Genomic DNA, 21,965 nt, shown 5'->3' on the forward strand with positions numbered 1-21,965 from the left:
CTAAACTTGCCGCGTGGCGGAAGCTCCGGACCTGGGTGGCTATGAAGTGGTCGGCCGGCTGGCGGTCGGCGGCATGGCGGAGGTGTATCAGGCGCGTGCCCGTGAGACGACCCAGCGCTCCCCCGGGGAGCCCGAGGAAGTCGTCATCAAGCGGCTGCACCCGTCCTTCCGCAACGACCCCGCGTATGTGAAGGCCTTCGTCGACGAGGCGAAGCTGACGGTGCGCCTGCGCAACGCGCACATCGTGAGGACGTTCCGGCTGTTCCGCGCCGGGCCGGACTACCTCATGGTGCAGGAGCTCGTGAGCGGCCGGACGCTGGGCTACATGCAGGAGCTGCTCATCAAGGCGGGCGCCGCGATGCCGCCGGAGTCCGCCTGCTACATCGCGTGGTGCATCCTCAAGGCGCTGGACTACATCCACCGCGCCAAGGTGGGGGAGAACGGCGCCACCATCGTCCACCGCGACGTGAACCCCGCCAACGTGCTGCTGGGCATCCAGGGCGACGTGAAGCTCACCGACTTCGGCGTGGCGGAGGTGGAGGGGATGATGCGCGGCGACTCCGGCGCGCTGCGCGGCACGCTGCCGTACATGAGCCCGGAGCAGGTGCTGGGGCAGGCGGTGGACGCCCGCACGGACCTGTACGCGGTGGGCGTCATCCTCTGGGAGCTGTGGGGCGGCCGCCGCCTCTTCACCGGGGACAACGAAGCGCAGCTCATGCACCAGGTGCGTGACGCGCGCGTGCCGCTCTTGTCCTCGCTGGCGCCGGACCTGCCGGACTACGCGGCGCGGGTGGCGCGCAAGGCGCTGTTCGCGGACCGGGCCCGCCGCTTCCAGTCCGCGGCGGAGTTCATCAAGGCGCTGGAGGTGCTGGCGCGCCGCGCGGGCTGGCCCCTGACGGTGGAGGCGCTGCAGCCTCTGTTGGGCGGCTGATGCGCTCGCGCCGGGCGGTGCTCGGGGCAGGGCTGGCCGGCCTCTTCCTCCTGTCCGGCTGCCTGGGCGTGGTGCCCTTCCGCCCGCGCGCCTACGACGAGGCGGTGCGCGTGGAGGCGGTGGACCTGGCCTTCACGCGGGACGGCTCCGGCGCGCTCACGCTGAAGCTCCAGGTGCGCAACCCGTCCTCCGACGCGGCCACGCTCACCCGCGTGGACTTCGACCTGCGCGTGGACGGACGGCGCGTGGCCACCGGCGAGCAGGTGCTGGGCGTGCCCCTGGATGGCGAGGGCGAGGTCCCCCTGGAGGTCTACTTCCCGCTGGCCGTGGCGCGCGGTGGCGGCCGGCCGGAAGTCGGCTCGCACGTGGTGCGGCTGGAGGGGGGCGTGGTGCTGCGCTTCGGAGGCTCCGAGCGGCGTGCGCCCTTCCGGGACGCGCGCTCGCTGGACCTCGCGTGGGTGCCGGGCGGGGAGTCCAGCCCGGCGCAGTGAGAGGCCTTGGGGCCCCCCTTTCAGCCCTTCGCGTCCGAAGCCGTGCCGGAGTCGGCGGGCGGGCGCGGCGGGCCCTGGCCGTCGTCCTTCGGCGCGGGGACGCCGTCGCGGGGCACGCCGTCCGAGGTGCCGGGGGCGGCGCTCTTGAGGCGGGACATCCGCACGCGGTCGATGCGGGCGCCCTCCTTGGTGGCCACGACGAACTGCCAGCCGTTGTAGGTGAAGCGCTCGCCCACGTCGGGCAGGTGGCCCGCCAGCGAGGACAGGTAGCCGCCCAGCGTGTCGAAGTCGCCCTCCGGCAGCGGGAAGCCGAAGAGCTTCGTGAACTGATCCACCTCCATGGCGGCGTCCACCAGCGAGGTGCCGTCGGCCATCTTCTCGACGAGCTTCTCCTCCACCTCGAACTCGTCGCCGATGTCGCCCACGATTTCGCGGAGGATGTCCTCCAGCGTGACGACGCCCATGAAGCCGCCGTACTCGTCGACGACCATGGCCATGTGGATCTTCCGCTTCTGCATGTCGCGCAGCAGGTCCCCCACGGGCTTCATCCACGGCACGAAGTGGGCGGGGCGGATGACGTCCTGCAGGACGATGAGCTCCGGGTGCTGGAGCAGCGGGATGAGGTCGCGCGCGTGCAGCACGCCGACGATGTGGTCCACGTCGTCCTTGTAGACGGGGATGCGCGAGTGGTTCTCCTCCGCCAGGATGCGCAGCACTTCGTCCGGCGGCGTGGTGATGTCCACGGAGATGACGTCCGTGCGGTTGACCATCACGTCGCGGCAGCGCTTGTCGGACAGCTCGAAGATGGAGCGGATGAGCTGCGGGGCGCTCTTGTCCACCTCGTTGCGCGCGGCCTGGGCGGCGAGCAGCTTCTCCAGCTCCTCCAGCGGAGGGGGCGGCGGCTCGAAGCGCAGGGTGCGGCCGAAGGTGCGGGCGCCCAGGTTGAGCAGGCCCAGCATCAGGCGCATGGGCGGGTAGAGCACCGTCACCAGCAGGGACACCAGGCCCGACAGGCGCAGCGCCCAGCGCTCCGGGTTGCCGTTGGCCAGGCCGCGCAGGGTGACTTCCATGAGGCTGGCGAGCACGCCCACGAAGAGGGCGCCCGCGCACACCGTGGCGACGGGCACCCAGGTGGCCTCTGCGTAGCGGCTGAAGTCCAGCAGGCGCGGCGGGACGAAGGCGCCAATGGCGGCGGCGAGGAAGCCGGACAGCACCATGCCCAGGCGCAGGGCGGTGGCGGCGGGTTCACGGTGCGTCTTGTGACGGAGCACCCGGCGGGCGGCGGTGGTCTTGCTCTCCTCCGCGAGCTCCTGGGCGCGCAGGTCGGACGTCCCGTAGAGCGCGGACTCCGCGGCGGCGACCAGGGACCTCATGAAACAGAGGGCCAGGCAGGCGACCCAGAGGGTCCAGGTAGGCATAGGGGGAGGTTCTTATCCCGTGCTAGAGGGGCATACCACCCTGGCGGGAGGCACCATGCGGGGACGTCGGATGTACGTCATTGGCGGACTGCTGGGCGCGCTGCTGGCGCCCGTGGCGGCGCTGGCCTGGCCGGTGGACCAGGCCCTGACGCTGGAGCCCGGCAAGGAGAAGTTCCAGAAGCTCACCGCGGTGGACTGGGCGGAGTCCGACGCGCCTTCCGTGGTGACGGCGGAGGCGCTGTCCCAGAGCGGCGAGCTGCTGCTCACGCCCCACGACGCCGGCATCGCGCGGGTGCTCTTGTACGCGGAGGGGCGCTTCGCGGTGTGGCGGGTGATGGTGGGGTCCATCGAATTGCAGAACACCACGGCCGAGCTCGCGGCGGCGAAGAAGGCCTGCCCGGACCTGAAGGCGACGGAAGGCGCGGAGCCTGCCCTGACGGCGACGGTGAACGACAACGCGTGCCGCCTGGCGCTGCGCACGTTCCTCAAGACGCACGCGTACCTGGCGCCGCAGCTGGAGCTGACGTTCGCGGTGCCGCAGCTCCAGGCGCAGCTGGAGGACTTCGAGGCGGGGATGCCGCCGGGGCTGACGGTGCGCTACAGCGGCGCGGGGCTGGTGCTGTCGGGGAAGACGGACCGGGCCGGGCACCGCAAGGCGCTGTGGGAGCTGTTCAGCCGCGCGGTGGGCCGCGTGCCGCTGGAGGACCGCACGGAGGTGGAGGCGCCGCCGAAGCCGGAGGACTCCGCGAAGCAGGAGGCGGTGGACGCGACGGTGTCGGACGTGCCCGCGCCGGATGCCGGGGTGGTGGCGCCCGCGCCGCCGGTGAAGCGCAAGGCGCCGCCGAAGAAGCCTCGCTGAGCGCGGGGAAGAAGCCGCGCTGAGCGCTGGGGGCGCGCCGGAGGGCTTCTGCTTGCGGTATGACCGTGGGTGGAGGTCCGACGGAATGACGAACGGAGTGATGCGCGCGGGGTTCGCGCTGGTGCTGGCGCTGACGGTGGGGCCGGGGGCCGCGTGGGCGCAGACGGATGTGGATGACGGCTCGGCGGTGGTGGTGGACATGCCGGAGCCGGACCGGGGATGCCCGGTGAAGCCGGAGTTCCTGCCGATGACGCCCATGGGGCAGGTGGGCATCGACCGGCTGGGCTGGCTGGTGCACCAGGCCATCATCCCTGCGTCGAAGGACAAGTTCTTCCAGGCGGGGGCGCGCAGCCGCTCCGGTGTGAAGCCGGTGCCCATGGAGATGGCGAAGAAGCTGGGCGCGCTGGACACCAAGAAGGCGCCCATCTGGGTGTTCGGCAAGGAGAAGTCGAAGGCGTGCAAGGGGACGCCCATCGCGTACTGGGCGGTGCGGATGGGGACGGACGAGGACCGCCAGACGTACCTCATGGCGGAGCTGGCGATGGAGTGCGAGGTGCTGCCGCCCGGGCGGCTTCCGGGCACGCCCATCGCGCTCAGGCAGAAGGACGAGCCCACGGGGTGCGTGCTGCGCCGGCCCAACCGGAGCCTGACGGGCAAGGAGATGGACGGCATTCCGCCGGACTACGCGGAGCACATCCCGCCGCAGGACTGCGCGGCGCCGGAGTGCGCGCGGCTCTGGGAGTACTTCGGCGTGACGGGCGACGAGGGCGAGGGCGCGTTCGACCTGACGGTGTCCTATCTGCACAGGAACGGCAGCAACCCGTGCAACTGGGCGACGGACGACCTGTCCATGCTGTTCGTGCGCGGGCGGGAGAGCACGTCGCTGACGCCGCTCAAGCCGGGAGGCCAGCTCTTCGGAGGCCTCTGGGACTTCAGCGGCCCGCGCTTCATCCTGAGCCGCGACATGGGCGTGCTCTACGCGTACGACTACCAGAAGCTCAAGGCCGCCCCGAAGGCCGTGCGCTACGGAAGTCCCACGGAAGAGGACCTCCTCCACGCGAAGCGCACGCTGTCCCCGTGCAAGAAGTGACCTCATGCGCCTGTATCGCCCGGTAGGGCTTGCGGAGCTGTTGTTGATCTACCGGTCGGGGATGCGGCGTTTTCCGCCGCGTCTTCCGGAGCAGCCGATCTTCTACCCGGTGCTCAACGAGCCCTATGCCCGGCAGATCAGCCGGGACTGGAACGCCACGAGCCCCGAAGGGGCTGGCTACGTGACTGCGTTCGAGGTGGAGGACGGCCACGCGGCCTCATTCGAGGTCCAGCAGGTTGGCGCCCGGATGCACCAGGAACTCTGGGTTCCCGCCGAGGCGCTGGATGTCTTCAACGACCACATCCAGGGACAGATTCGCGTGACCGCCGCGGACTTCGGTCCCGGCTTCGTCGGCCATGTGCCAACGGCGTTCTCGCTGCGCGGCAAGGACGCGCGTGCCCAGTTCGAAGCCCTGCGCGGCATCCACGGGTACAACGGGATGGACTTCCACGGCGAGGTGACGGCGAACCACGAAGCGGTGTTCGCGCACTTCCCCTTCTGGGAGCAGGTTGTCGCTTCGGACACGGCGGAAGACCGGAACCTGCTGGCTGCCATTCGGAAGGTCTGGATGGCGGCCTTCCCGGAGCTTCCCCTGGGACTCCAGCCCGCCTACTGAGCGCTGGAGCCGTGATACGTCTTGCGCAGCTTCAGGGCCGGCACGTCCACCGTGCCGTCCTTGTTGTCCGTGCAGTACCAGAACGAACCGTGCGGAGCCTGGACGCCGCCCTTCTGCGTGCGCGTCAGGCCGTTGTAGACGGAGCCGGCGATGAGGTAGCGGAACACCTGCGGCGCGGTCGCGCTCACCAGCGTGTTGTTCTGCTGCATCTCCTTCCAGACCACGCAGTACTGCTTGAGCGCGGCCCAGGCGCCCTTGGCGTAGCGCGGGCTGCCCAGCATCCAGACCTCCAGCTGCGGACACATCTCCGTGTCACCGTCGTCCGGGTTCGCGTAGTTCATGGCGCCGCAGACTTCGTCCACGCGCATGTCGTTGAGGGTCACGTCGCCCTGCGCCTGCCACCCCGCCAGCCGGGACAACTGGAAGCGGCGGATGGACAGCGCGTCGTCGCGCGTGAGGGACGGCGCCATGAACGCTGTCGGCTCTGGCAACGCGAACGTGCCGCCGCCGTGCGGCCCCACGCCCGCGTCCAGCACGTAGCCGCCCCACGTGTACATGAGGAACAGCGACCACGCGTCCTTCACGAAGGCCCGGTACGAGGGCGGCGTCGCCAGCGCCAGGCCCCAGTTCAGGATGTCCGTCATCGCCGCGACGGCCCAGTCGTCCGACTCCTGGTACCAGTAGTACCAGCGATACGCCCGCGTGCCCGCCTTCGCCAGGAACGCCTCCATCCCACGCACGGTGACGTTCTTGTGCGCGGCGAAGTCCCGCTCGTACGTCGCGACCTGCGCGTCCAGACACCAGAAATAGATTTTGACGCTCTGGCCTGCGCAGCGCGTCGCCAGCGCCTTCGGTGCGTTGATGTCGCGGTTGCGGTCCTGCGGAGGGGGGCCAATCCAGGTGTAGTGCACGTCCATCCGGTGAAGCCTACTCGGTCCACGGCCCCCGCCGCGTCGGCTCCTTCAACGCCTGCTCCAGCGCCGCGAGGAAGCGCTTGCGCGGCCAGGACTCCGCGCCGAAGCGCTCCAGGTGCTCCGTCTCCACCTGGCAGTCGATGAGCTGGAAACCCCAGCCCTTGAAGCGCTCCACCGCCGTGGCGAACGCCACCTTCGACGCGTCCGGCGCCAGCGCGAACATGCTCTCCCCGAAGTACGCCGCGCCCAGCGACACGCCGTACAGCCCGCCCACCAGCACCTCGCCGTGCCACGCCTCCACCGAGTGCGCCAGCCCCAGCTCGTGCAGCCGGATGTACGCCTGCTTCATGGCGTCGGTAATCCACGTGCCGTCCTGCCCCGGCCGGTGCACGCGCGAGCACGCGTCGATGACCTTCGCGAACACGGTGTCGTAGCGCACCGTGTACGTGCCCCGGTTCATCACCTTGCGCAGCGAACGGCCCACGTGGATTTTCGCCGGCTCCAGCACGAAGCGGGGGTCGGGCGAGTGCCACAGGATGGGCTGCCCCTCGCTGTACCAGGGGAAGATGCCCTGCGAGTAGGCCGCCACCAGCCGCTCGGGGCGCAGGTCGCCGCCCACCGCGAGCAGGCCGCTCTTGTCCGCCTTGGAGGGCGGGGGGAACAGCTCCGGCTCGTCGTCACTCAGCAGGTAGATGGGCACGCGCGCGCCCCAGTCTAGCGGGACACGTTGAGCTTCACGTCACCCTTGAGGAGGAAGGGGACCTGCAGCATGGGGCCCTTCACCTCGCCCTTCACGCTGTAGGGCAGGACGCCCTTGGAGATGAGCCCCTTCACGCCTGGGCCCCAGGACTGCGCCGTCACGGCGATCTCCACCGGGTACACGCCCGTGGCGGACGCATCCACCGTGTCCGCCTGGGCGGCGGTGCCCTCCTCCAGGGGGCGGTCCGCGACGGTGACCTGGTAGGTCAGCGAGTCGAGCCGCAGCGGGAACGGGTTCGGGTTGCGCACGCCCAGCCGCAGGTTGATCTGCACCTCCTCCGCCGAGTAGCGGGCCGCGTCCAGGCTCTCCACGACGACCTCCGGCAGGTGGGGCACGCGCACCGCGCGGCTGGCGGCGAAGGGCAGGGTGTCCTCGCTGTCGCCGGAGCGCACCACCAGCGTGCCGCGCAGGGCGATGAGCACCGTGCCGCCCTGGGCGCTCAGGCGGGCCAGGTCCTCCGGGCTCTTCACGTAGGCGGACTTCTCCTCGATGGAGAAGTCCGCGGGCGTGCCCGGGGCGAACGGCACCCCCAGCTTCGTGGAGCCCGTCTTCACCACCTGCCCGTCGGCGACGAGCTCGTAGTCCGCGCGCTCCACGACGCCGGTGGCGGCGCCGGTGATTTGTCCGGTGTAGCGCACGGAGGCGTCGGTGAGCCCCTGGGAGACGACGGTGGTCTCCTGGGCCGTCAGGGCGGGGGGGCCGCCGGAGCGGACCGGGGCGGAGGCGCACCCGGCGGAGAGGGCGAACAGCGCGGACACCAGGGTCATCAGGCAGGTCGAGCGATTCACGCAGGACATTCTGAGGAGGGCAGGGGCTGCTCCCAAGGGGTTTTCCGCTAGACTGTCCACCAACCGTGGCTCCCCGACGTCCCAACTTCAACCGGACCCTGCGCTCCCTCATCCGGGACATCGCCGCGCGCATGCCCGAGTTCGGGCACGTGAAGGTGGGCCGCATCCTCGTCGTCGCCGGTGAGGCCCGCCGGGCGTCGCGCGGCACGGTGAAGCCCCTGTGCTTCAAGGGGGGCAAGAGCATCGACAAGGCGGGGCGGCGCAAGCCGGTGGTGCGCATCCGGGGCCGCCGCATCCTGTACTGCATCACGCTGCGCCCGCTCTTCTTCCGGGGCTCCACCGCGAAGTCGCGGCTGGAGACGCTGATGCACGAGCTCTTCCACATCTCGCTGCGCTTCGACGGCACGCTGCACGCGGGCCGCCGTCACGCGAAGCTGGGCGCGGAGTTCGGGCGCCGCCTGCGGCCGCTGGTGCGGCGCTACCTGAAGCTGTGCCCGGAGGCGCTGCTCGCGGACCTGGCGTACTCCGGCGAGGTGCGAGTCCTCCAGTGGCTGGAGCGTCCAGGCCCGGCCTATCACCCGCGTGCGTCGCACCGCCGCGTGCGCAAGGTCTACACGGAGGAGCAGCTCTACTCCGGCGTGGCCCGCATGGTGACGCCGCGTCCCCGCGTGGCCCGCGAGGCCCACGTGCGCGACGACAAGGTGCACTGAGGGGCTTGGATGTCCGGCCCCACCGATTTCGTCAGCCTGGGTGCGCTCCACCGCGACCTGGAGGAGCTGTTCCTCCTGCACCAGGAGGCGCTGATGGGCATGGACCTGCCCGTCGCGCGTGAACGGCTGTCGCGCTATCGCGAGGCGCTGACGCGGCACCTGGAGGCGGAGGAGGCGCTGCTGCTGCCAGAGCTGCCCCGCGCCGGACGGATTCGCGGCGCCGCGCCGGAGCTCTTCACCGGCGAGCACCAGCGCATGCGCGAGCTGCTGGCGAAGTGCCAGGACGCCGTGGACGCGCTGGATGCGAGCGCTCCGGACTACCGCCGCGCGGTGCTCCGCGTGTTCGACATGGAGAGCACGTTCAAGCACCTGGAGCACCACCACTCGCTGCGCGAGGAGACGTACCTGTTCCCCGCGCTGGATGGGGTGCTGGGCGAGGAGGAGCGGCGGGCCTTGCTGGCCGCGTTCCTCGCGCGCACGGAAGCTTCTACTTCTCCGCAACCGTGAACCGGGCGAGGTCGTGGATGCCGAGGTCGCGCTCCAGCTGGGCCACCTCCTTGAGCGCGTTCTCGAAACCGTTGCTCCCCAGCAGCCGGTGCTCCTGCTCCTCGAAGCGCTCGCCGAGCTCGTCGAATTGCTTCTCGTCGAAGAGGTTGCGGAACGCGGGGAACAGGACCGTGTCCTCCCGCGCGGCGTGCGGCTCATACATGCGGATGAACCCGGTGAGCTGCCGCGCGACGTCGGCCCTCTGCTGGGGTTGCGTGAGTGCGTCGCGCCCGGAGGTCGCGGCCAGGAGTGCCTCGGTCACCTTGCGCCCGGCGGCGTGCTGAACGAGCAGCACCTGCACGAGCTCCTTCTGCTGGCCCGCCTTCACCAGCCGGGGGAAGACCTCCGTCTCCTCCGTCTTCTCGTGGTAGCCCTCAGCGAAGTCGCGCATGAGGCGGGCGGCCCGGGCGAGCACCTCCACGGGGGCCTTCTCTTCACGAAGGCCGAGGCGCCGAGCGACTTCGGCGTACACCAGGAGCGTGCGGCGGATGATGCCGTGCTCGCGCATCAGGTCCTCGGTGGCGTTCACCTCCGCGGGCTTTGACTTGCCCTCCGCCTTGGGCGTCGCGGCGACGGCATCGCTTGCCGTGGCTCCAACACCCAGCAGTACGACCGCGGACAGGAAGCCGCGGCGGCTGGACGCTTCATTCATGGCCATGCTCCTCGAGCGAGCGTGTCGGGGCGGGCTCAGGAGGTCTCGGCCGCTCACGGTGACACAAGATCCACGGCGTGGCCGCGTTGCACAATTGGACTCCGAACGCGGATGTCGACCAATCGCCAGCAGGTCTGGGCGTGGCGGGGAGGGCGGGCGGGCAGGGGGGCCTTGGTCTGCTCGGCTCTGCCCGGGGTCAGGGCGTGCGTGCTGTCTTCTCGCTCGCGGTGGCTCGAAACGAGGTTTCCTCCTGGTGGGACGCGGCGTCTGGGTGTGGTGCTGGGCGCTCGTGGCCCTGCTGGGGCTCGCGGGCTGCGACCCGGGCGCGGAGCTGACGCCCTGTGCCGCGGACTGCGAGGGCGCGGCCTGCGCGGCCTGTGTCACGTCCCTTCCCGAGGAGACCGCCCGGCCCTCGCTCGCGTGTGATCAGCTCCCCGCGCCGTCACGGTGCCTGGGGCCTCGCGTGCTGGAGCGGTGTGAAGGCGGCGCCGTGCACCGGGAGGACTGCGCGGAGGACACGACCTGTGTCGAAGCGCCCGAGGTCGCCTGTGTTTCGGGCACGGCGTGTGTCGACGGTGTCTCGCGATGCACGGAGTCGCGGACCCTGCAGGTGTGCACGAACGGCCGCTGGGTCACGCGGGCCTGTGACGTGGCCTGTACCGCCGCGCCGGGCCGGGGCTTCTGTGGAGCGCCCGGGCCCACGCTGAGCGGCACGGTGCGCTACGCACGCCGCTTCCCGGATGCGGAGTTCCGCACGTGGGCCCTGGAGTGGGACCCCGTGCCCGCGCGGGGCTTCCTCATCGTGTCGTTCCAGGGCACGAAGGTGCTCGACTCGCAGGTGACGGATGACGCTGGCCGCTTCACGCTGAAGGTGTCCTCCGCTTCCGGTGAGGACGACCGCGTCGTCGTGTACGCGGCGGGACGGGGACGTGACGGCGCGGTGGCCTACGCGGTGGCGGATCCAGCGTTGACGGGGGCGCAGTCGGTGACGACGGTGCCGGGCGAAGCGGCGCGCATCTGGAGTTGGTCGCGCACGACGCGCGAGCTGTCCGGACGACCCGACTTCACCCTCACCGAGTCCGAAGGTTCCGGCGCGGCGGCGGTGTTCGACGTGCTGGGCACGGCCTGGCGCCGGATGCGCGAGCGCTACGGCGGACGCGACGGGCTGCCCGTGGTGGCGTGGTTGGGCTTCGGGACGACCTGGTCCTGCGGTGCGTGCTTCGCGCCCTGGCCGGTGACGGCTTTGGGCCGGAATTGGGAGTCGCAGGTGTGGCTGCCGGGGGACTCGGATGCGGCGTGGTGGTCGGACGCGATGGTGATGCACGAGCTGGGGCACTGGGTGATGGCCAGCCGGGGCACCAGCCCGGAGGAGGGCGGTCCGCACTTCGTGGGCGTGCCCACGTTCCCGGGACAGGCGTGGAGCGAGGGCTGGGCCACGTGGTTCAGCGCGGACGCGCGCCGCAGTCCCCGCTACTTCGACCGGCAGGGCGGGACGATGTTCTGGGTGGACCTGTCCGCGCGAGCCTCCTCGGTCAGCCCCTGGACGCGGCCCCGCGCGGAGGCCGGTCTGCTCCAGTCCGTGGACGAGAACGAGGTGGCCGCCATCCTCTACCGTGCAGCCACCGGCACCTCGTCGAGCCAGCCCCTCTACGACGCGCTCTCCGCGCCCGCGATGAACCGGTCACCCTGGGCGCGCGGCTACACGCGGCACACCTGGAAGCGAGATGAGAAGGGAGCGCTCACGGACGTGGTGGACACGGGCAGACCTTCACCGTGCCTCGCGGACTTCCTGGACGCGCTGATGTGCCAGGGCTTCCCGCGCACCCTGGTGGACGCGGCGACAGACCCCGCCACCGCCTTCCCGTACCCCAGCCACGAGCCCCTGTGCCCATGACGTCCCCGCGAAGCGGAAGCCCCGCGCCCGTGTCCCCGTGCCCATGAAGCTTCCACGTTCGATGCCGCGAAGCCGGCGAGCCGTGCCCATGAACCTCCTTCGTCCCCTGATGCGCAAACGCGTGGCGGGGGCGGTGCTGGCCCTGGCGCTGGTCGGCGCGCTGTCGGCGGGGATGGCAGCCGGCGTGGACCGCGTGCGGCGCAAGAAGTCGCCGCGCGCTTCGGAGCCACCACCCCAGGCGAAGGAGAAGCCCGTCCACGCCTCGTCGCCGACGCTCCTCGCGTCCGCGCGGTCGGTGGCGCTTCCCTCGCACGGGATGGGGCCCTGGGACCTCCCGTCGCACGATCGCCACGATTCCCGGCCCGCCCCCGTGAAGCCGCACACCCCGGACACGGTGGCCGCCCCCAGCGCCATCGCGCTCACGCGAGGCCCGGAGGACGGCGCCACGGCGACGGACAGCACGGCGCCTGAGCCCACGGTGCTCCCCGCCACGGCCCGCATCCCCGCTCCGCTGCACGTCTCCTGGCGCGTGGTGGATGCCAGCGCGGACACGGTTCGGCTCGTCGCCCGGTTCGACCGGAGCCCGGGCTTCACCGCGCCCGTGCAGGTCTCCCTGCGCGTGCCGCCGCGGACCGTCCTTCGCGAAGGCCCCACCGCGCCCATCGTCCTGGACGGGGACACACTCGAAGTGCCCTGGACCCTGGGCCTGCCCGCGGGCGCGAGCCCCGATGACGACCTCGTGCTGCTGGCGAGCGCCGGAGGCGAGTCCTTCGGCGTCCACGCGGAGGCGCGCTACCGCTTCGGCAGGACGCTCGCGGAGTCACCCCGGCCCGCGCCCACGGGGCCGGCGCTGCCGGGGGAACTCATGCGTTCGCGCGAGTAACCTGGACTCAATCCAGGTTGAAGTACACCTCGTCCATGGCGCCGTGGAACTGGTCGTTGTTGTTCCCCGCGCTCTTGGCCCCGATGCCGACGGACTGGCCCGTGGGGTTGATGTCGTAGGTGCTGGCGAGCAGCGCGCTGCCCCGGGCCACGTTGTCGATGAGGATGGTCAACGTGGTGCTGGTGCGCTGACACGTCACCTTGTGCCAGACGCCATCCGCGATGCCCACGGAGGACTTCACGATGACGGCGTCCGCGCCGCCGGTGGTGCGCACCACGCAGCTGGGCTTGCCCGTCACCGCGTCGTCCAGCTGCAGCTTCCACTGGGGCGTGGAGGAGAGCCCCTTCTGCACCAGGTTGGAGCCGTGGTCCGTGCTCAGCTCCGCGAGCGTCACGCGAACGCGCGCCCCGAAGGAGAACAGCGCCGTGCCCGGGTTGAGCGACACGGAGTCCGCCGCGCTGATGAACGCCTTCGCGCACGTCGTCCCAACACAGACGGCGGGGAAGCGCACGCCCTGGCCCTCGTAGCCCGCCGCCTCCACCGTCACGGTGCCGCCGTTGGACGCCTGCACGGTGCCCGTGTGGCCCTTGCCGCTGTCGTCCACCACGGTCGTCACCGGGTCGGACACCGACTCGAACTTGTAACGCAGCTTCTGGCTCACCGCGCCCGCCGTCAGCGGGCCCAGCAGCAATACCGCGGCGAATCCCATCCGCACCTTCATGACGTACCTCCCCAGGGACTGCGTGAGCGTGCCACTCCAGCACGGACTCAACCCCTGGGGGAGCGGGGAGACTTCCCCGCCGCGCACGTCACGGCACGTCGACGGCCAGCTTCTGCAGCGCGGACTTCGCGTCCGCATGGTCCGGCTGCAACTTCACCGCAGCCTCGTACTCCTTCTTCGCCTCGGGCTTGCGGTTGGTGGCTTCCAGCAGCTGCGCGAGCGCGAAGTGCGGCTCGCCCGCGCTCGCGTCCACCTGCGACGCGCCCCGGAAGGCCTTCTCCGCCTCCGGCAGCTTGCCCTGCCGGTACAGCGTGTGCCCCAGGTACAGGAGGCCCAGCGAGTTGCGCGGCTCCACCGCGAGCACGTCGCTCAGCACCTGCAGGGCCTTGGACTCGTCACCGCCGCGCAGGTACAGGAAGCCCAGCTCCGCGCGGGCCTCCAGCTGCGCGGGGTCCTTCGCCACCACGGCCTCCAGCTCCGGCACAGCCAGCTCCGGCCGGCCGCGCCGCGAGTGCAGGATGCCCAGCCGCGCCAGCGCGGCCGTGTCCGCCTCCTCGCCCTGCGCGGGCGTCAGCAGCTTCTCCGCCGCCGCGTAGTCGCCCATGGAGAGCAGCAGGTCCGCCAGGCCCAGCTTCGCCGCGCGGTGCTTCGGATCCTCCTGGAGCACGGCCTCGTAGAGGGGCCGCGCCTGGGCGCCCACGTGCTTCTTCGCGTACGTATCCGCCAGGGCCAGCCGGTTCTCCACCGTGGGCTGGAGCTTCACGCAGTCCGTGTACTGCGCGATGGCGCCGTCCAGGTCGCCCTTGGCCTTGAGCGCGTCGCCGTAGCCCGAGCGGGTGCCGGGGTCGTCCGGGAAGGTCTCCACCGCCGTCTTCAGCGTGGCCACCGCGTCGTCCACCTTGCCCAGCTCCAGGTACGCGCGCGCCAGGCCCTGGTACGCCTCCGTCGTCTTCTTGCCGTCGTCAGCGCTCTTCTCGATGGCCTTCTGGAACGCGGACACCGCCTGCGTCTTCTTGCCCTGCGCCAGGTACAGCTGGCCCAGCTGCGTGTACGGGCCGCTCGCGCGCCGGGGCTCCAGCAGCAGCGCCTTCTCGAAGGCCTTCGTCGCCCGGGCGTTCTCCCCCAGCTGGAAGCACGCGAGCCCCAGGTTGAAGTGCGCCTCCGCGTACTTCGGATCCAACGCGATGGCCTTCTGGAACGCCTCCGCCGCCTTGCGCGCGTTGCCCTGGCCGTCCAGCACCACGCCCAGGTTGTTCTGCGCGCGCGCGTGCTTCGGGTCCGCCTTGAGCGCCGCCTGGTACTCCGCGAACGCGCCCGTGACGTCGTTCTCCCGCATCAGCACGACGCCCAGGTTGTAGTGCGCCTCCGCGTCGCCGTCCTTCTGCCGGATGGCCTCGCGCAGCGTCTCCTTGGCCTCGGCGCCCAGGCCCTTCTCCGCCAGCGCCTTGCCCAGGTTCACCCGCGCCACCTGGAGCGCGCCGTCCAGCTTCAGCGCCTCGCGGTACGCCTCGATGGCGTCGTCCGTGCGGTTCGCGCGCTGGAGCACCTCGCCCAGGTTGAAGCGCAGCTCCGCGTCCTTGGGCGAAAGCTCCGTCGCCACGGAGTACTGGGTGATGGCCTCGTCCGTGTCGTCCTGGATGCGCGCCAGCAGGCCGCGCTCCGAGCGCAGCGTGGCCTCCTCCGGGAAGGCCGCCAGCGCCGCGTCCAGCACCGCCTTGGCCTTGGGCACGTCCCCCGACAGCCGCAGCGCGCGCGCGAGCGCCACCTTCGCGGGCACGCCGTCCGGCGTGAGCCCCACCAGCTTCGTCAGCGGCGCGACCGCGCGGCGCGGCTGGTTCTGCGACAGGAAGGCCGTGCCCAGCTTGTAGAGCGCGTCCGGGTCGTCCGGGAGCTTGTCCGTGCGCGGGGCGCTGACGGCCTTCTCCGGCGGAGTCGCCTCCGGGGCAGGGGCCTGGGCCGTCAACAACTGGAGGAGGAGGACGCCGGCTTTCGTCATCACAGGTTCTCCACGTACGGGCTGGCGCGCGCGTCGAAGGTCTTCTTGGCGAGGGCGGCCTTCTTCGCCTCCCACGCCTCCTTCGCCGCCTGCGCTTCCTTCGTGTCCCCGGCGAGGTTGGCGCGCTGTTCCTTCACCGCGGCCTCGCACTCGGACACCTGCTCCTCGAAGTCCTTGGGCTCCAGGCGCTCACTGCCCTGCACCTTCGCCTTGCGCGCCGCGGTCAGCCGCGCCAGCTCGAAGCGCGCGAAGGCGCAGCGCAGGGACAGCTGCTCCACCTCGCGCAGTCCCACGTTGAGGCGCTGGTGCGCGCGCAGGTACTCCACGCGGGACTCGGACTCCGCGATGGCCAGCTGCGCCACCTCTCGCGACGAGGCGTCCGGGGCGCGGTCCTCCTCGTCCTCGGCGGCCTCCTGGCGGGACTTCGCCCGGCGGATGTTGTCGCGCGCGCGGTTGACCTCGTTGTCGGCCTCGTCCACGCGGTCGATGGCCAGCGCCAGGTCGTTCTCCGCCTCCAAGAGCTCGATGCGCGTCTCGTACGGCAGCTTCTTCACCAGCGTGTCCGGCACGCGCATGCCGTAGCTCGGGCCGCAGGCGGCGGTCAGGAGGGACAGGCTGAGGAGCAGGTGGCGCTTCATGGAGCAGTGGCCTCGAAACGGCTGAAGATGGTGCGGCCGGAGTAGACGTCGGTGCCGTTGGTGAAGGTGACGTTGAACTCGCCCGACACGCGGTCCCCGGTGGTTTTCGGAAGGGACTTCACGAAGAGGTTGCCGCGCACGAGCGGCGGGAAGGGACGCACCGGTTCATCCAGCACGCTGCGGTCCACGCTGCCCCGCTGCGAGCCGTCCTCCAGCGCCTCCGCCAGGTCGATGTCCAGCGAGCCCGCGTACTCGTTGTCCGGCAGCATATCCGCCACCCGCGCGCTCACCTTCAACACCACGTCCTGCCCGCTGCCCTGCGTGTTGACGAAGCTCACCGCCAGCGTGCCCTCCGCGAGCCCCGCCTCCGTGCGCTGGTAGCGCAGGTCGAGCAGCTCCGTCACGCTGCCCTCCAGCTTTCCGCCCTCGTCACCACACGCGGTGGTGACGAGCGCGACCAGCACCGGAGCGATGAGACGGAAGGGCGCGCTCACTTGCAGGCCTTCCATCCGCCGTCCACGTCCGGGCCGTTGAGCGTGCCCATGTCCTTGAGCACGGCCAGCTCACGCCGAGCGCCGTCCGTGTCGCCGAAGCGGCAGCGCAGCGCGGCCAGGTTGAGGCGGGCCTTGTCGTAGGTGGGGTCCGCCTCCAGCGCCTTGGCGTACGCCGCCCGGGCCCCCATGGCGTCACCCAGGTTGAGCATGGCCCAGCCCAGCGCCGCGTGCGCGGACGCGCGCGTGTCCTGCAGCTCCGTCACGCGCCCGAAGGTCAGCTGCGCCATGCCGTACTGGTGCGCGTCCAGGTAGCCCATGCCCAGGGCCTCCAGCGCCTCCGCGGTGAGCACCTTCTCCGCCTTCTTGCGCAGGTCCTCCAGCGCCGCGGGCTGCGTGGGCGCGGCCGGCTGCGGCACCGGCAGCGCGGCCACGTCCGTGCGGTTGCGGCAGCCCACCACCGCGGCGTTGAAGACCTCCAGCGACTCCGCGCGGGACAGGCACGCCTTGAAGGCCTCGTCGGAGCGGGCCTTGAGCGGCCCCACCTGCTGCTTCACCGCGTCCTGGAACTGCTTCGTCTCCGCGGCGGACAGCCCGCCCGGCACCGGCGTCTGGTCCACCACGTCCGCGATGTGGCCGTACGCGAGGGCGATCTTCCACAGCGACGCCACCGCCCACTCCGGATAGCCCAGGGACGCGGCCTGCGTGTACACGCCCTCCATGGCCTGGAGCGCGGCGACCTTCTCCTCCACCTTGTCGGCAGGCAGGTCCTTGTAGCCGCGGTAGAGGATTTCGCCCAGGTACCAGAGCCCCTTGGCGGCCTCTTCCGTCTGGCCGTTGGGGCCCTGCACCGCGGCGGTGAGCGTGGAGATGAGCGCGTCCGGCGGAGCGGTGGGCGCGGTGGTGGCCTGGACCTCCGCGAGCACCGCCGCGGCGGCCACGTTGTTCTTGTCCAACTTGAGCGCGGACTCCGCCGCCGTCTTCGCGCGGGCGTAGTCCTTCTGCTTCAGGCGCGTCTCGGCGAGCAGCGACAGCACCTCGCCCTTGCGCGCGCCCGAGGCCTCGGCGGCCGTCTCCAGGTTGCGGGACGCTTCCTTGTACTCACCCAGCGCGATGCGCAGGCGGGCGCCGGCCATCCAGCCGTCCACCGAAGCGAGGTCGCCGCTCAGCTTCTGGCCCACCTGTTCGAACCAGCCGGCCGCCTCGTTGAAGGCCGCGGCTTCCGCCGCGTGCCGGCCCAGCGTCAGGAGCACGTCCGACAGGTACTGGCTCTTGGGGTAGGACTGCACCAGCTTCGCGCCCAGCTCGCGCTCGCGGGGCAAGTCGCGCTTCTCACGCGCGGCGGTGAACGCGCCGTAGAGCGCCTTCTCGCCGATGTCGGTGTTCTTGTTCTCGTCCGCGACCTTCATCAGGCCTTCGATGACGTCGCCCGTCTCCTGCGCGCTCTGCAGGGCCAGCTCGTCCAGGGCCTCGGCCTTGCTCTGCGTGAGGATCTTCTGCACCTCTCCGCGGAAGCCGGACGGCAGCGAGGACGCGAGGAACTTGCGGCCCGTCTCGTCCAGCTTCTTGAAGTCGTTCACCTGCCGCAGGCTGTCCAGGGCCAGGTTGCCCGCCACCGGCGCGTCCTTGTACTGCGGGTGCGCCAGCGCGAACGCGGTGAACAGCTCCGCCGCCTTCGGGTACTCGCCGTCCTCGTAGTAGGCGCGCGCGATGTTGAACTTCACGTCCAGCACATGCGGGCTCTGCGGGTAGCGCGACACGTAGTTCGCGCCCAGCAGCTTCAGCGCCTGCCGCGCGTCGGCGACCTCGAAGGCGTTGCGCTTCTGGGCCTCCTCCGGCTTGAGCGTGGAGAAGTGCGCCAGGAGCGCGCCGTACATGGCCGTGTCCACGGCCTTGTCGTCCTTGGCCTTGTCCTCGTAGCGGGCCAGCTCCTCGAACTGGCGCGCGGCCTCCGGGAACTCCTTCGCGGCGAAGAGCGCGTCCGCGCGGTTCTTCATGATGGGCCGCACGTACTGCTCCGGCCGGAACAGGCCCAGGTACTCGCGGTAGGCGGCCGCGGCCTTCACGTACAGGTCGCGCGAGTCCGCCTTCTGCGCGGCCAGGTGCACCTGCGTGGACAGGTCGCGCGCCATCTCCTCCAGCTCCGCGAGCTGCTTCTTGCGGTCGGCCTCCGCGATCTCCGGGTCGGTCTTGCTCTGCACCGCGGCGCGCACGAGGAAGCGGATGTCCTCCGGCTCCGGCATCACCTTGCCCTTGGCGGCCTTGAGCGAGTCATACAGCTTCTGCCCGCGCTCCAGGTCCAGCTCCGGGTCCGGCTGCACTTCCATCAGCTTGCGCAGCGCGGGGATGGCCCACTCGTACTGCTGCTTGATGAAGTAGCGGTTGCCCAGCTTGTCCAGCGCGAGCGCGTACGTGGCGCGGCCCTCGCTGAGCTTCTCGAAGTAGTTGAGCGCGCCCTTGGGGGGCTTGGCCTCCGTGTAGCTGTAGACCAGGTCCAGCAGCGCCTCGCGCTTGACGTTGAGCGCCTTCTTCACGTCCACGCCGGGCAGGGGCGCGCTGGCGGCCGCCGCCTCGAAGAACGTCACGGCCTCCGCGTGCTTGGCCTGGTTCACGCGGATCCAGCCCATCTTGTAGCGGGCCAGGTCGTGCACCGGCGACGGCGGCAGCTCCAGGATGGCCTGGTAGTGCCGCTCCGCTTCGACCAGGTCCGCCTTGTCGAAGAAGTGGTCGCCCAGGATCTGTTCGGCCTCCAGGCGCAGCGGGCTGTTGGGGTACTTGCGCGTCAGGTCCCCCAGCGTCTTGAGCATCTCGTCGAACTGGCCCAGCTCGCGCTGCTCGTGCGCCAGGTAGAACGTCACCTGGTCCCCGTCCTTGAAGTCCGGGTACTCGCGCAAGAGGCGGTAGTACATCTGCACCGCCTTCTGCTTCATCAGGCGCGTCTCCGGGGAGACGATGGCGCCCGTGGCGCCCTCCGGCCGGGTCTCCGCCTGGAGGTAGTACACGTAGCGGCTCTTCTCGACGTAGAGCTCCGCCAGCCGGAACTGAAGGTCCGGCAGGTAGGGGGCGTTGCGGCTCTTGGAGATGAGCTTCTCCGTCTCGCCGATGGCGCGGTCCACCTTGAAGATGTCGCGCTTGAGCTTGGCGACCAGCTCCTCGCGCTCCTTCGCCTTGGACACGATGGGGTTGGTGTTGGGTCCCACGCGGCCGCCAGGGCCGGGGGCCGCGGCCGCGAGCAGCGCGGCGGTGATGAGGCCGGTGAACGGGCCGGTCATGGGGTTTCCTCGATGCAACGGCTCTCGATGCGGACCCGGTAGGACTTGAGCTCGTCGTTCCAGTATTCGTTGTCGAACTTGAAGGCGACCTGCGCGGGCGACAGCAGCTCTTCCTCTTCCGCCGCCACCACCTGGGCGCCCTTCTTCACGCGCTCGTACAGCTTGAGGCCGACCTCGTACTCCATGAGGCGCACCTGTTCGGCGGCGCGCAGGAGCGTGTCCGCCTCCTGGCGCACGGCTTCCTGCAGGCGCGAGTCGTACACGCGCACGGCCTCCGCGTGGGACAGGTCATACAGCCGCGTCAGGTGTCCGAAGAGCCGGTCGCCGAAGCTGCCGGCGTAGCGGCCCAGGCGCTCGCCCTCCAGGTCCAGCACGGACACGAACTTCGCGGCGCGCTGGGTGCCGCCGTGCGCGTTGGCGGCGCGGCGCAGGCGCGCGTCCTGGCTCAGGTCCTCGCGGTTGCGCACGGACTCCAGCGAGTCCGCGTACCGGCGCGTCAGCTCCTTCGCCGCGCGCTTGGCGGGCAGGTAGTGGCACAGGTCGCGGAAGATGAGCGCGCGCAGCAGGTACTTGTCCGGCATGAACTCATCGCGGAAGGACGGCGCGTCCAGCGTGGTGAGGATGCCCAGCGCCGCGCGCAGGTCGCCCAGCTTGTAGCGGGTCCACGCCTCCTCCAGGTAGAGGCTGGCGCGGCCGGGGTCCAGCTCCGGCAGCTTCACCTTGCCGTACGCGTCCAGCGCGCCCGTGAAGTCCTTCTTCTCGTAGCGCAGGCGGGCCACCGCGAGCGCCGCCTCGTTGCGCGCCTCGCGGGTGAGCTTCTCGTCCTGGGACAGGTCGAGGAAGTCCTTCACCATCTCCTCCGGCGGATCCTTCACCTGCTTGAGCCGCGTCACGAGCAGCGCGAACTTCGCGCGGCTCGCTTCCGCGCTGGTCTCCGGCAGCTTGGAGAAGTGCGTGTTCGCCCAGCGCTCGTTGCCCACGCGCAGGTCCACCAGGCCCTGCTGGTAGTGCGCGTAGGCGCCCGTCTCATCCGGGAGGAAGCCCAGGTCGAGCGCGCCGAAGACCTGCTCGTCGATCATCACCTCGTCGTGCGGCCGGTCCGTCAGGCCCTTCAGCGCGTCCAGCGCGCGCGGCAGCACGTTGGGGTTGGAGCGCTCGCGCGCGATGCGCGCCAGGTACGTCGCGCCCGCGTGGGTGAGCCCCAGGTCGATGAGGCTGCGCGCGAGGAAGTACTGGCCCCACGCGTAGTTGTCGTCCGTGCGGGGCGTGGCCTGGAGCCACGCGTACAGCGGGCCCGCGGCGTCGCGCGGCTTGCCGTCGAAGTACGCCTTGAGCGCGTTGTCGAAGGTCTCCGGCGGCACCTTCTGCGGCGGAGGCGGCGGGGCTTCCGCGACGCCAGCCTTGGCGGGCGCGGGCGTGGCGGCGGCGGTGCCCGCGTCCGTGGGGCCGGAAGTCCCGGCGTCCGTGGTGGCGGCGGGGGCCTTCGCGGCGCCGGCCGGTGGTGGCGGCATGGGCAGCGTGCCCGCGTCCGGCGCCGCGAGGGCGGCCGTCGGGGACACGAGGAGCGCGGCGCTGGCGAGCGCGGCGACGATGAGCGGGCGGGACGTCATTCCGTGGCGCCGAAGTTGAAGGCCGTCCCAATCTGCACGGTGGGCACGTTGATGACGCGCGACGCACCCGCGAAGACGGTGTTGTTGGTCACGTCCAGCCGGAAGGACACGTTCTGGGTGGAGAACACGCGCACGCCCAGGCCCAGGTTGACGGCGGGACGGAAGCCGTCGCTGCGGTCCACCTTCACCACCGTGCCACCGGCGAGGAGGAAGACCTCGAAGTGGATGACGTTGGAGTTGAGGAAGGACGTCTTGCCGTACAGCGGGCTCCACATGAGGTCGCTTCCCACCATCCACTGCACCTGGTCCTCGAAGGCGGTGGCGGTGGGGGCCGCGTCGAAGTCGCGCTCCAGCTGGGTGCGCAGGCTGGTCTGCACGTTGTAGCTGTACGTGCCGCGGCCCACCTGCCACGCGAGGCTGTCGCTGAAGTGGTACGTGTAGCCGACGGTGCCGATGAGGCCCTTGTAGAAGGCGTCCGCGGGCAGCACGCCCACGCCGAGCGAGAGCTCGTGGTGCATGCGGTACAGCCGGTCCTGCACCGCGGAGACGGTGCCGGGGTTCTCGAGTTCCTCGGCCTGGGCGCGCGCGAGGCCGGGCACCAGGCACAGGAGGGAGAGCAGGAGGAATCGCACGGGGACTTTTTCCTGTCAGGAGGCGGGGGTCGACGTGGGGTGGGGGAGTGCCC

The 21,965-nt window shown here is 71.0% G+C and carries 21 protein-coding genes; 9 read left to right on the forward strand and 12 right to left on the reverse strand.

All coding sequences use genetic code 11. The features are described 5' to 3' along the window. The first annotated feature begins 13 nt into the window (after positions 1-13). Both AABA78_RS34910 and AABA78_RS34915 read left to right on the forward strand, forming a co-directional pair. Positions 14-931, forward strand: coding sequence for a serine/threonine protein kinase (locus tag AABA78_RS34910; RefSeq protein WP_338269802.1), 918 nt, complete (start codon positions 14-16; stop codon positions 929-931). Continuing rightward, positions 931-1,422, forward strand: coding sequence for a hypothetical protein (locus tag AABA78_RS34915; RefSeq protein WP_338269803.1), 492 nt, complete (start codon positions 931-933; stop codon positions 1,420-1,422). The genes AABA78_RS34910 and AABA78_RS34915 overlap by 1 nt, the downstream gene beginning before the upstream one ends. Before the next feature lie 20 nt (positions 1,423-1,442). Here the strand turns inward: AABA78_RS34915 and AABA78_RS34920 are convergent, their stop codons facing one another. Continuing rightward, positions 1,443-2,840, reverse strand: coding sequence for a hemolysin family protein (locus AABA78_RS34920; RefSeq protein ID WP_338269804.1), 1,398 nt, complete (start codon positions 2,838-2,840; stop codon positions 1,443-1,445). A 55-nt stretch (positions 2,841-2,895) separates the two neighbouring features. On the opposite strand from AABA78_RS34920, the gene AABA78_RS34925 reads away from it, so the two are divergent. The 3 genes from AABA78_RS34925 (at position 2,896) to AABA78_RS34935 (ending at position 5,405) form a co-directional block, all read left to right on the forward strand. Next, positions 2,896-3,699: a hypothetical protein gene (locus AABA78_RS34925; protein ID WP_338269805.1), complete on the forward strand. Its 804-nt coding sequence runs from the start codon at positions 2,896-2,898 to the stop codon at positions 3,697-3,699. 85 nt (positions 3,700-3,784) lie between these two features. Next, positions 3,785-4,789, forward strand: coding sequence for a hypothetical protein (locus tag AABA78_RS34930; RefSeq protein WP_338269806.1), 1,005 nt, complete (start codon positions 3,785-3,787; stop codon positions 4,787-4,789). 4 nt (positions 4,790-4,793) lie between these two features. Then, the gene (locus tag AABA78_RS34935) at positions 4,794-5,405 is read left to right on the forward strand and encodes a hypothetical protein (RefSeq protein WP_338269807.1); all 612 of its coding nucleotides are present in this window, start codon (positions 4,794-4,796) and stop codon (positions 5,403-5,405) included. Here AABA78_RS34935 and AABA78_RS34940 read toward each other — a convergent pair. Genes AABA78_RS34940 through AABA78_RS34950 form a run of 3 tightly spaced genes read right to left on the reverse strand, consistent with a single transcriptional unit; the run spans position 5,399 to position 7,876 of the window. Beyond that, on the reverse strand, positions 5,399-6,322 hold the full coding sequence (locus AABA78_RS34940) for a hypothetical protein (RefSeq protein WP_338269808.1): 924 nt from the start codon (positions 6,320-6,322) through the stop codon (positions 5,399-5,401). The two genes, AABA78_RS34935 and AABA78_RS34940, sit on opposite strands and share 7 nt — an antisense overlap. 10 nt (positions 6,323-6,332) lie before the next feature. Next, positions 6,333-7,019: a leucyl/phenylalanyl-tRNA--protein transferase gene (gene aat, locus AABA78_RS34945; RefSeq protein WP_338269809.1), complete on the reverse strand. Its 687-nt coding sequence runs from the start codon at positions 7,017-7,019 to the stop codon at positions 6,333-6,335. A gap of 14 nt (positions 7,020-7,033) precedes the next feature. Next, positions 7,034-7,876, reverse strand: a complete 843-nt coding sequence (locus AABA78_RS34950; RefSeq protein ID WP_338269810.1) for an LEA/WHy family protein — start codon at positions 7,874-7,876, stop codon at positions 7,034-7,036. Positions 7,877-7,932: 56 nt separating this feature from the next. On the opposite strand from AABA78_RS34950, the gene AABA78_RS34955 reads away from it, so the two are divergent. Continuing rightward, positions 7,933-8,577, forward strand: coding sequence for a hypothetical protein (locus AABA78_RS34955; RefSeq protein WP_338269811.1), 645 nt, complete (start codon positions 7,933-7,935; stop codon positions 8,575-8,577). 9 nt (positions 8,578-8,586) lie between these two features. After that, on the forward strand, positions 8,587-9,084 hold the full coding sequence (locus AABA78_RS34960; RefSeq protein ID WP_338269812.1) for a hemerythrin domain-containing protein: 498 nt from the start codon (positions 8,587-8,589) through the stop codon (positions 9,082-9,084). Here the strand turns inward: AABA78_RS34960 and AABA78_RS34965 are convergent. Further along, on the reverse strand, positions 9,065-9,775 hold the full coding sequence (locus AABA78_RS34965) for a hemerythrin domain-containing protein (RefSeq protein ID WP_338269813.1): 711 nt from the start codon (positions 9,773-9,775) through the stop codon (positions 9,065-9,067). The two genes, AABA78_RS34960 and AABA78_RS34965, sit on opposite strands and share 20 nt — an antisense overlap. A 253-nt stretch (positions 9,776-10,028) precedes the next feature. On the opposite strand from AABA78_RS34965, the gene AABA78_RS34970 reads away from it, so the two are divergent. Further along, positions 10,029-11,669: a hypothetical protein gene (locus AABA78_RS34970; protein WP_338269814.1), complete on the forward strand. Its 1,641-nt coding sequence runs from the start codon at positions 10,029-10,031 to the stop codon at positions 11,667-11,669. 88 nt (positions 11,670-11,757) lie between these two features. Then, positions 11,758-12,552: a hypothetical protein gene (locus AABA78_RS34975; protein WP_338269815.1), complete on the forward strand. Its 795-nt coding sequence runs from the start codon at positions 11,758-11,760 to the stop codon at positions 12,550-12,552. A gap of 7 nt (positions 12,553-12,559) precedes the next feature. On the opposite strand, the gene AABA78_RS34980 is transcribed toward AABA78_RS34975, so the two are convergent. From AABA78_RS34980 to AABA78_RS35010, 7 genes are all read right to left on the reverse strand, one after another. Continuing rightward, entirely contained in the window at positions 12,560-13,273 is a 714-nt protein-coding gene (locus AABA78_RS34980) for a laminin G domain-containing protein (RefSeq protein ID WP_223764348.1), read from the reverse strand. Positions 13,274-13,361: 88 nt separating this feature from the next. Next, the gene (locus tag AABA78_RS34985) at positions 13,362-15,269 is read right to left on the reverse strand and encodes a tetratricopeptide repeat protein (protein WP_338269816.1); all 1,908 of its coding nucleotides are present in this window, start codon (positions 15,267-15,269) and stop codon (positions 13,362-13,364) included. Then, positions 15,269-15,907, reverse strand: coding sequence for a hypothetical protein (locus AABA78_RS34990; RefSeq protein WP_120528321.1), 639 nt, complete (start codon positions 15,905-15,907; stop codon positions 15,269-15,271). Before AABA78_RS34990 ends, AABA78_RS34985 begins: the two co-directional genes overlap by 1 nt. Next, positions 15,904-16,401 (reverse strand): hypothetical protein, encoded by a 498-nt coding sequence (locus tag AABA78_RS34995; protein WP_338269817.1) that lies wholly within the window; start codon positions 16,399-16,401, stop codon positions 15,904-15,906. Before AABA78_RS34995 ends, AABA78_RS34990 begins: the two co-directional genes overlap by 4 nt. Then, positions 16,398-19,670, reverse strand: a complete 3,273-nt coding sequence (gene bamD / locus AABA78_RS35000; RefSeq protein WP_338269818.1) for an outer membrane protein assembly factor BamD — start codon at positions 19,668-19,670, stop codon at positions 16,398-16,400. Before bamD ends, AABA78_RS34995 begins: the two co-directional genes overlap by 4 nt. After that, complete coding sequence (locus AABA78_RS35005; RefSeq protein ID WP_338269819.1) at positions 19,667-21,280, reverse strand: hypothetical protein; 1,614 nt, start codon at positions 21,278-21,280, stop codon at positions 19,667-19,669. Before AABA78_RS35005 ends, bamD begins: the two co-directional genes overlap by 4 nt. Continuing rightward, positions 21,277-21,912: an outer membrane beta-barrel domain-containing protein gene (locus tag AABA78_RS35010; protein WP_338269820.1), complete on the reverse strand. Its 636-nt coding sequence runs from the start codon at positions 21,910-21,912 to the stop codon at positions 21,277-21,279. Before AABA78_RS35010 ends, AABA78_RS35005 begins: the two co-directional genes overlap by 4 nt. Positions 21,913-21,965 lie beyond the last annotated feature (53 nt).

It is taken from the genome of Corallococcus caeni (genome assembly GCF_036245865.1).
GTDB classification, from domain to species: domain Bacteria; phylum Myxococcota; class Myxococcia; order Myxococcales; family Myxococcaceae; genus Corallococcus; species Corallococcus caeni.

Coding starts and splice junctions, on each gene's coding strand:
- AABA78_RS34925 (WP_338269805.1), top strand. CDS start 2,896: ATGCGGGGACGTCGGATGTACGTCATTGGCGGACTGCTGGGCGCGCTG.
- AABA78_RS35005 (WP_338269819.1), bottom strand. CDS start 21,280: ATGACGTCCCGCCCGCTCATCGTCGCCGCGCTCGCCAGCGCCGCGCTC.
- AABA78_RS34915 (WP_338269803.1), top strand. CDS start 931: ATGCGCTCGCGCCGGGCGGTGCTCGGGGCAGGGCTGGCCGGCCTCTTC.
- AABA78_RS34930 (WP_338269806.1), top strand. CDS start 3,785: ATGACGAACGGAGTGATGCGCGCGGGGTTCGCGCTGGTGCTGGCGCTG.
- AABA78_RS34950 (WP_338269810.1), bottom strand. CDS start 7,876: ATGTCCTGCGTGAATCGCTCGACCTGCCTGATGACCCTGGTGTCCGCG.
- bamD (WP_338269818.1), bottom strand. CDS start 19,670: ATGACCGGCCCGTTCACCGGCCTCATCACCGCCGCGCTGCTCGCGGCC.
- AABA78_RS34985 (WP_338269816.1), bottom strand. CDS start 15,269: ATGACGAAAGCCGGCGTCCTCCTCCTCCAGTTGTTGACGGCCCAGGCC.
- AABA78_RS34965 (WP_338269813.1), bottom strand. CDS start 9,775: ATGAATGAAGCGTCCAGCCGCCGCGGCTTCCTGTCCGCGGTCGTACTG.
- AABA78_RS34975 (WP_338269815.1), top strand. CDS start 11,758: ATGAACCTCCTTCGTCCCCTGATGCGCAAACGCGTGGCGGGGGCGGTG.
- AABA78_RS34940 (WP_338269808.1), bottom strand. CDS start 6,322: ATGGACGTGCACTACACCTGGATTGGCCCCCCTCCGCAGGACCGCAAC.
- AABA78_RS34960 (WP_338269812.1), top strand. CDS start 8,587: ATGTCCGGCCCCACCGATTTCGTCAGCCTGGGTGCGCTCCACCGCGAC.
- AABA78_RS34935 (WP_338269807.1), top strand. CDS start 4,794: ATGCGCCTGTATCGCCCGGTAGGGCTTGCGGAGCTGTTGTTGATCTAC.
- AABA78_RS34990 (WP_120528321.1), bottom strand. CDS start 15,907: ATGAAGCGCCACCTGCTCCTCAGCCTGTCCCTCCTGACCGCCGCCTGC.
- AABA78_RS34980 (WP_223764348.1), bottom strand. CDS start 13,273: ATGAAGGTGCGGATGGGATTCGCCGCGGTATTGCTGCTGGGCCCGCTG.
- AABA78_RS34920 (WP_338269804.1), bottom strand. CDS start 2,840: ATGCCTACCTGGACCCTCTGGGTCGCCTGCCTGGCCCTCTGTTTCATG.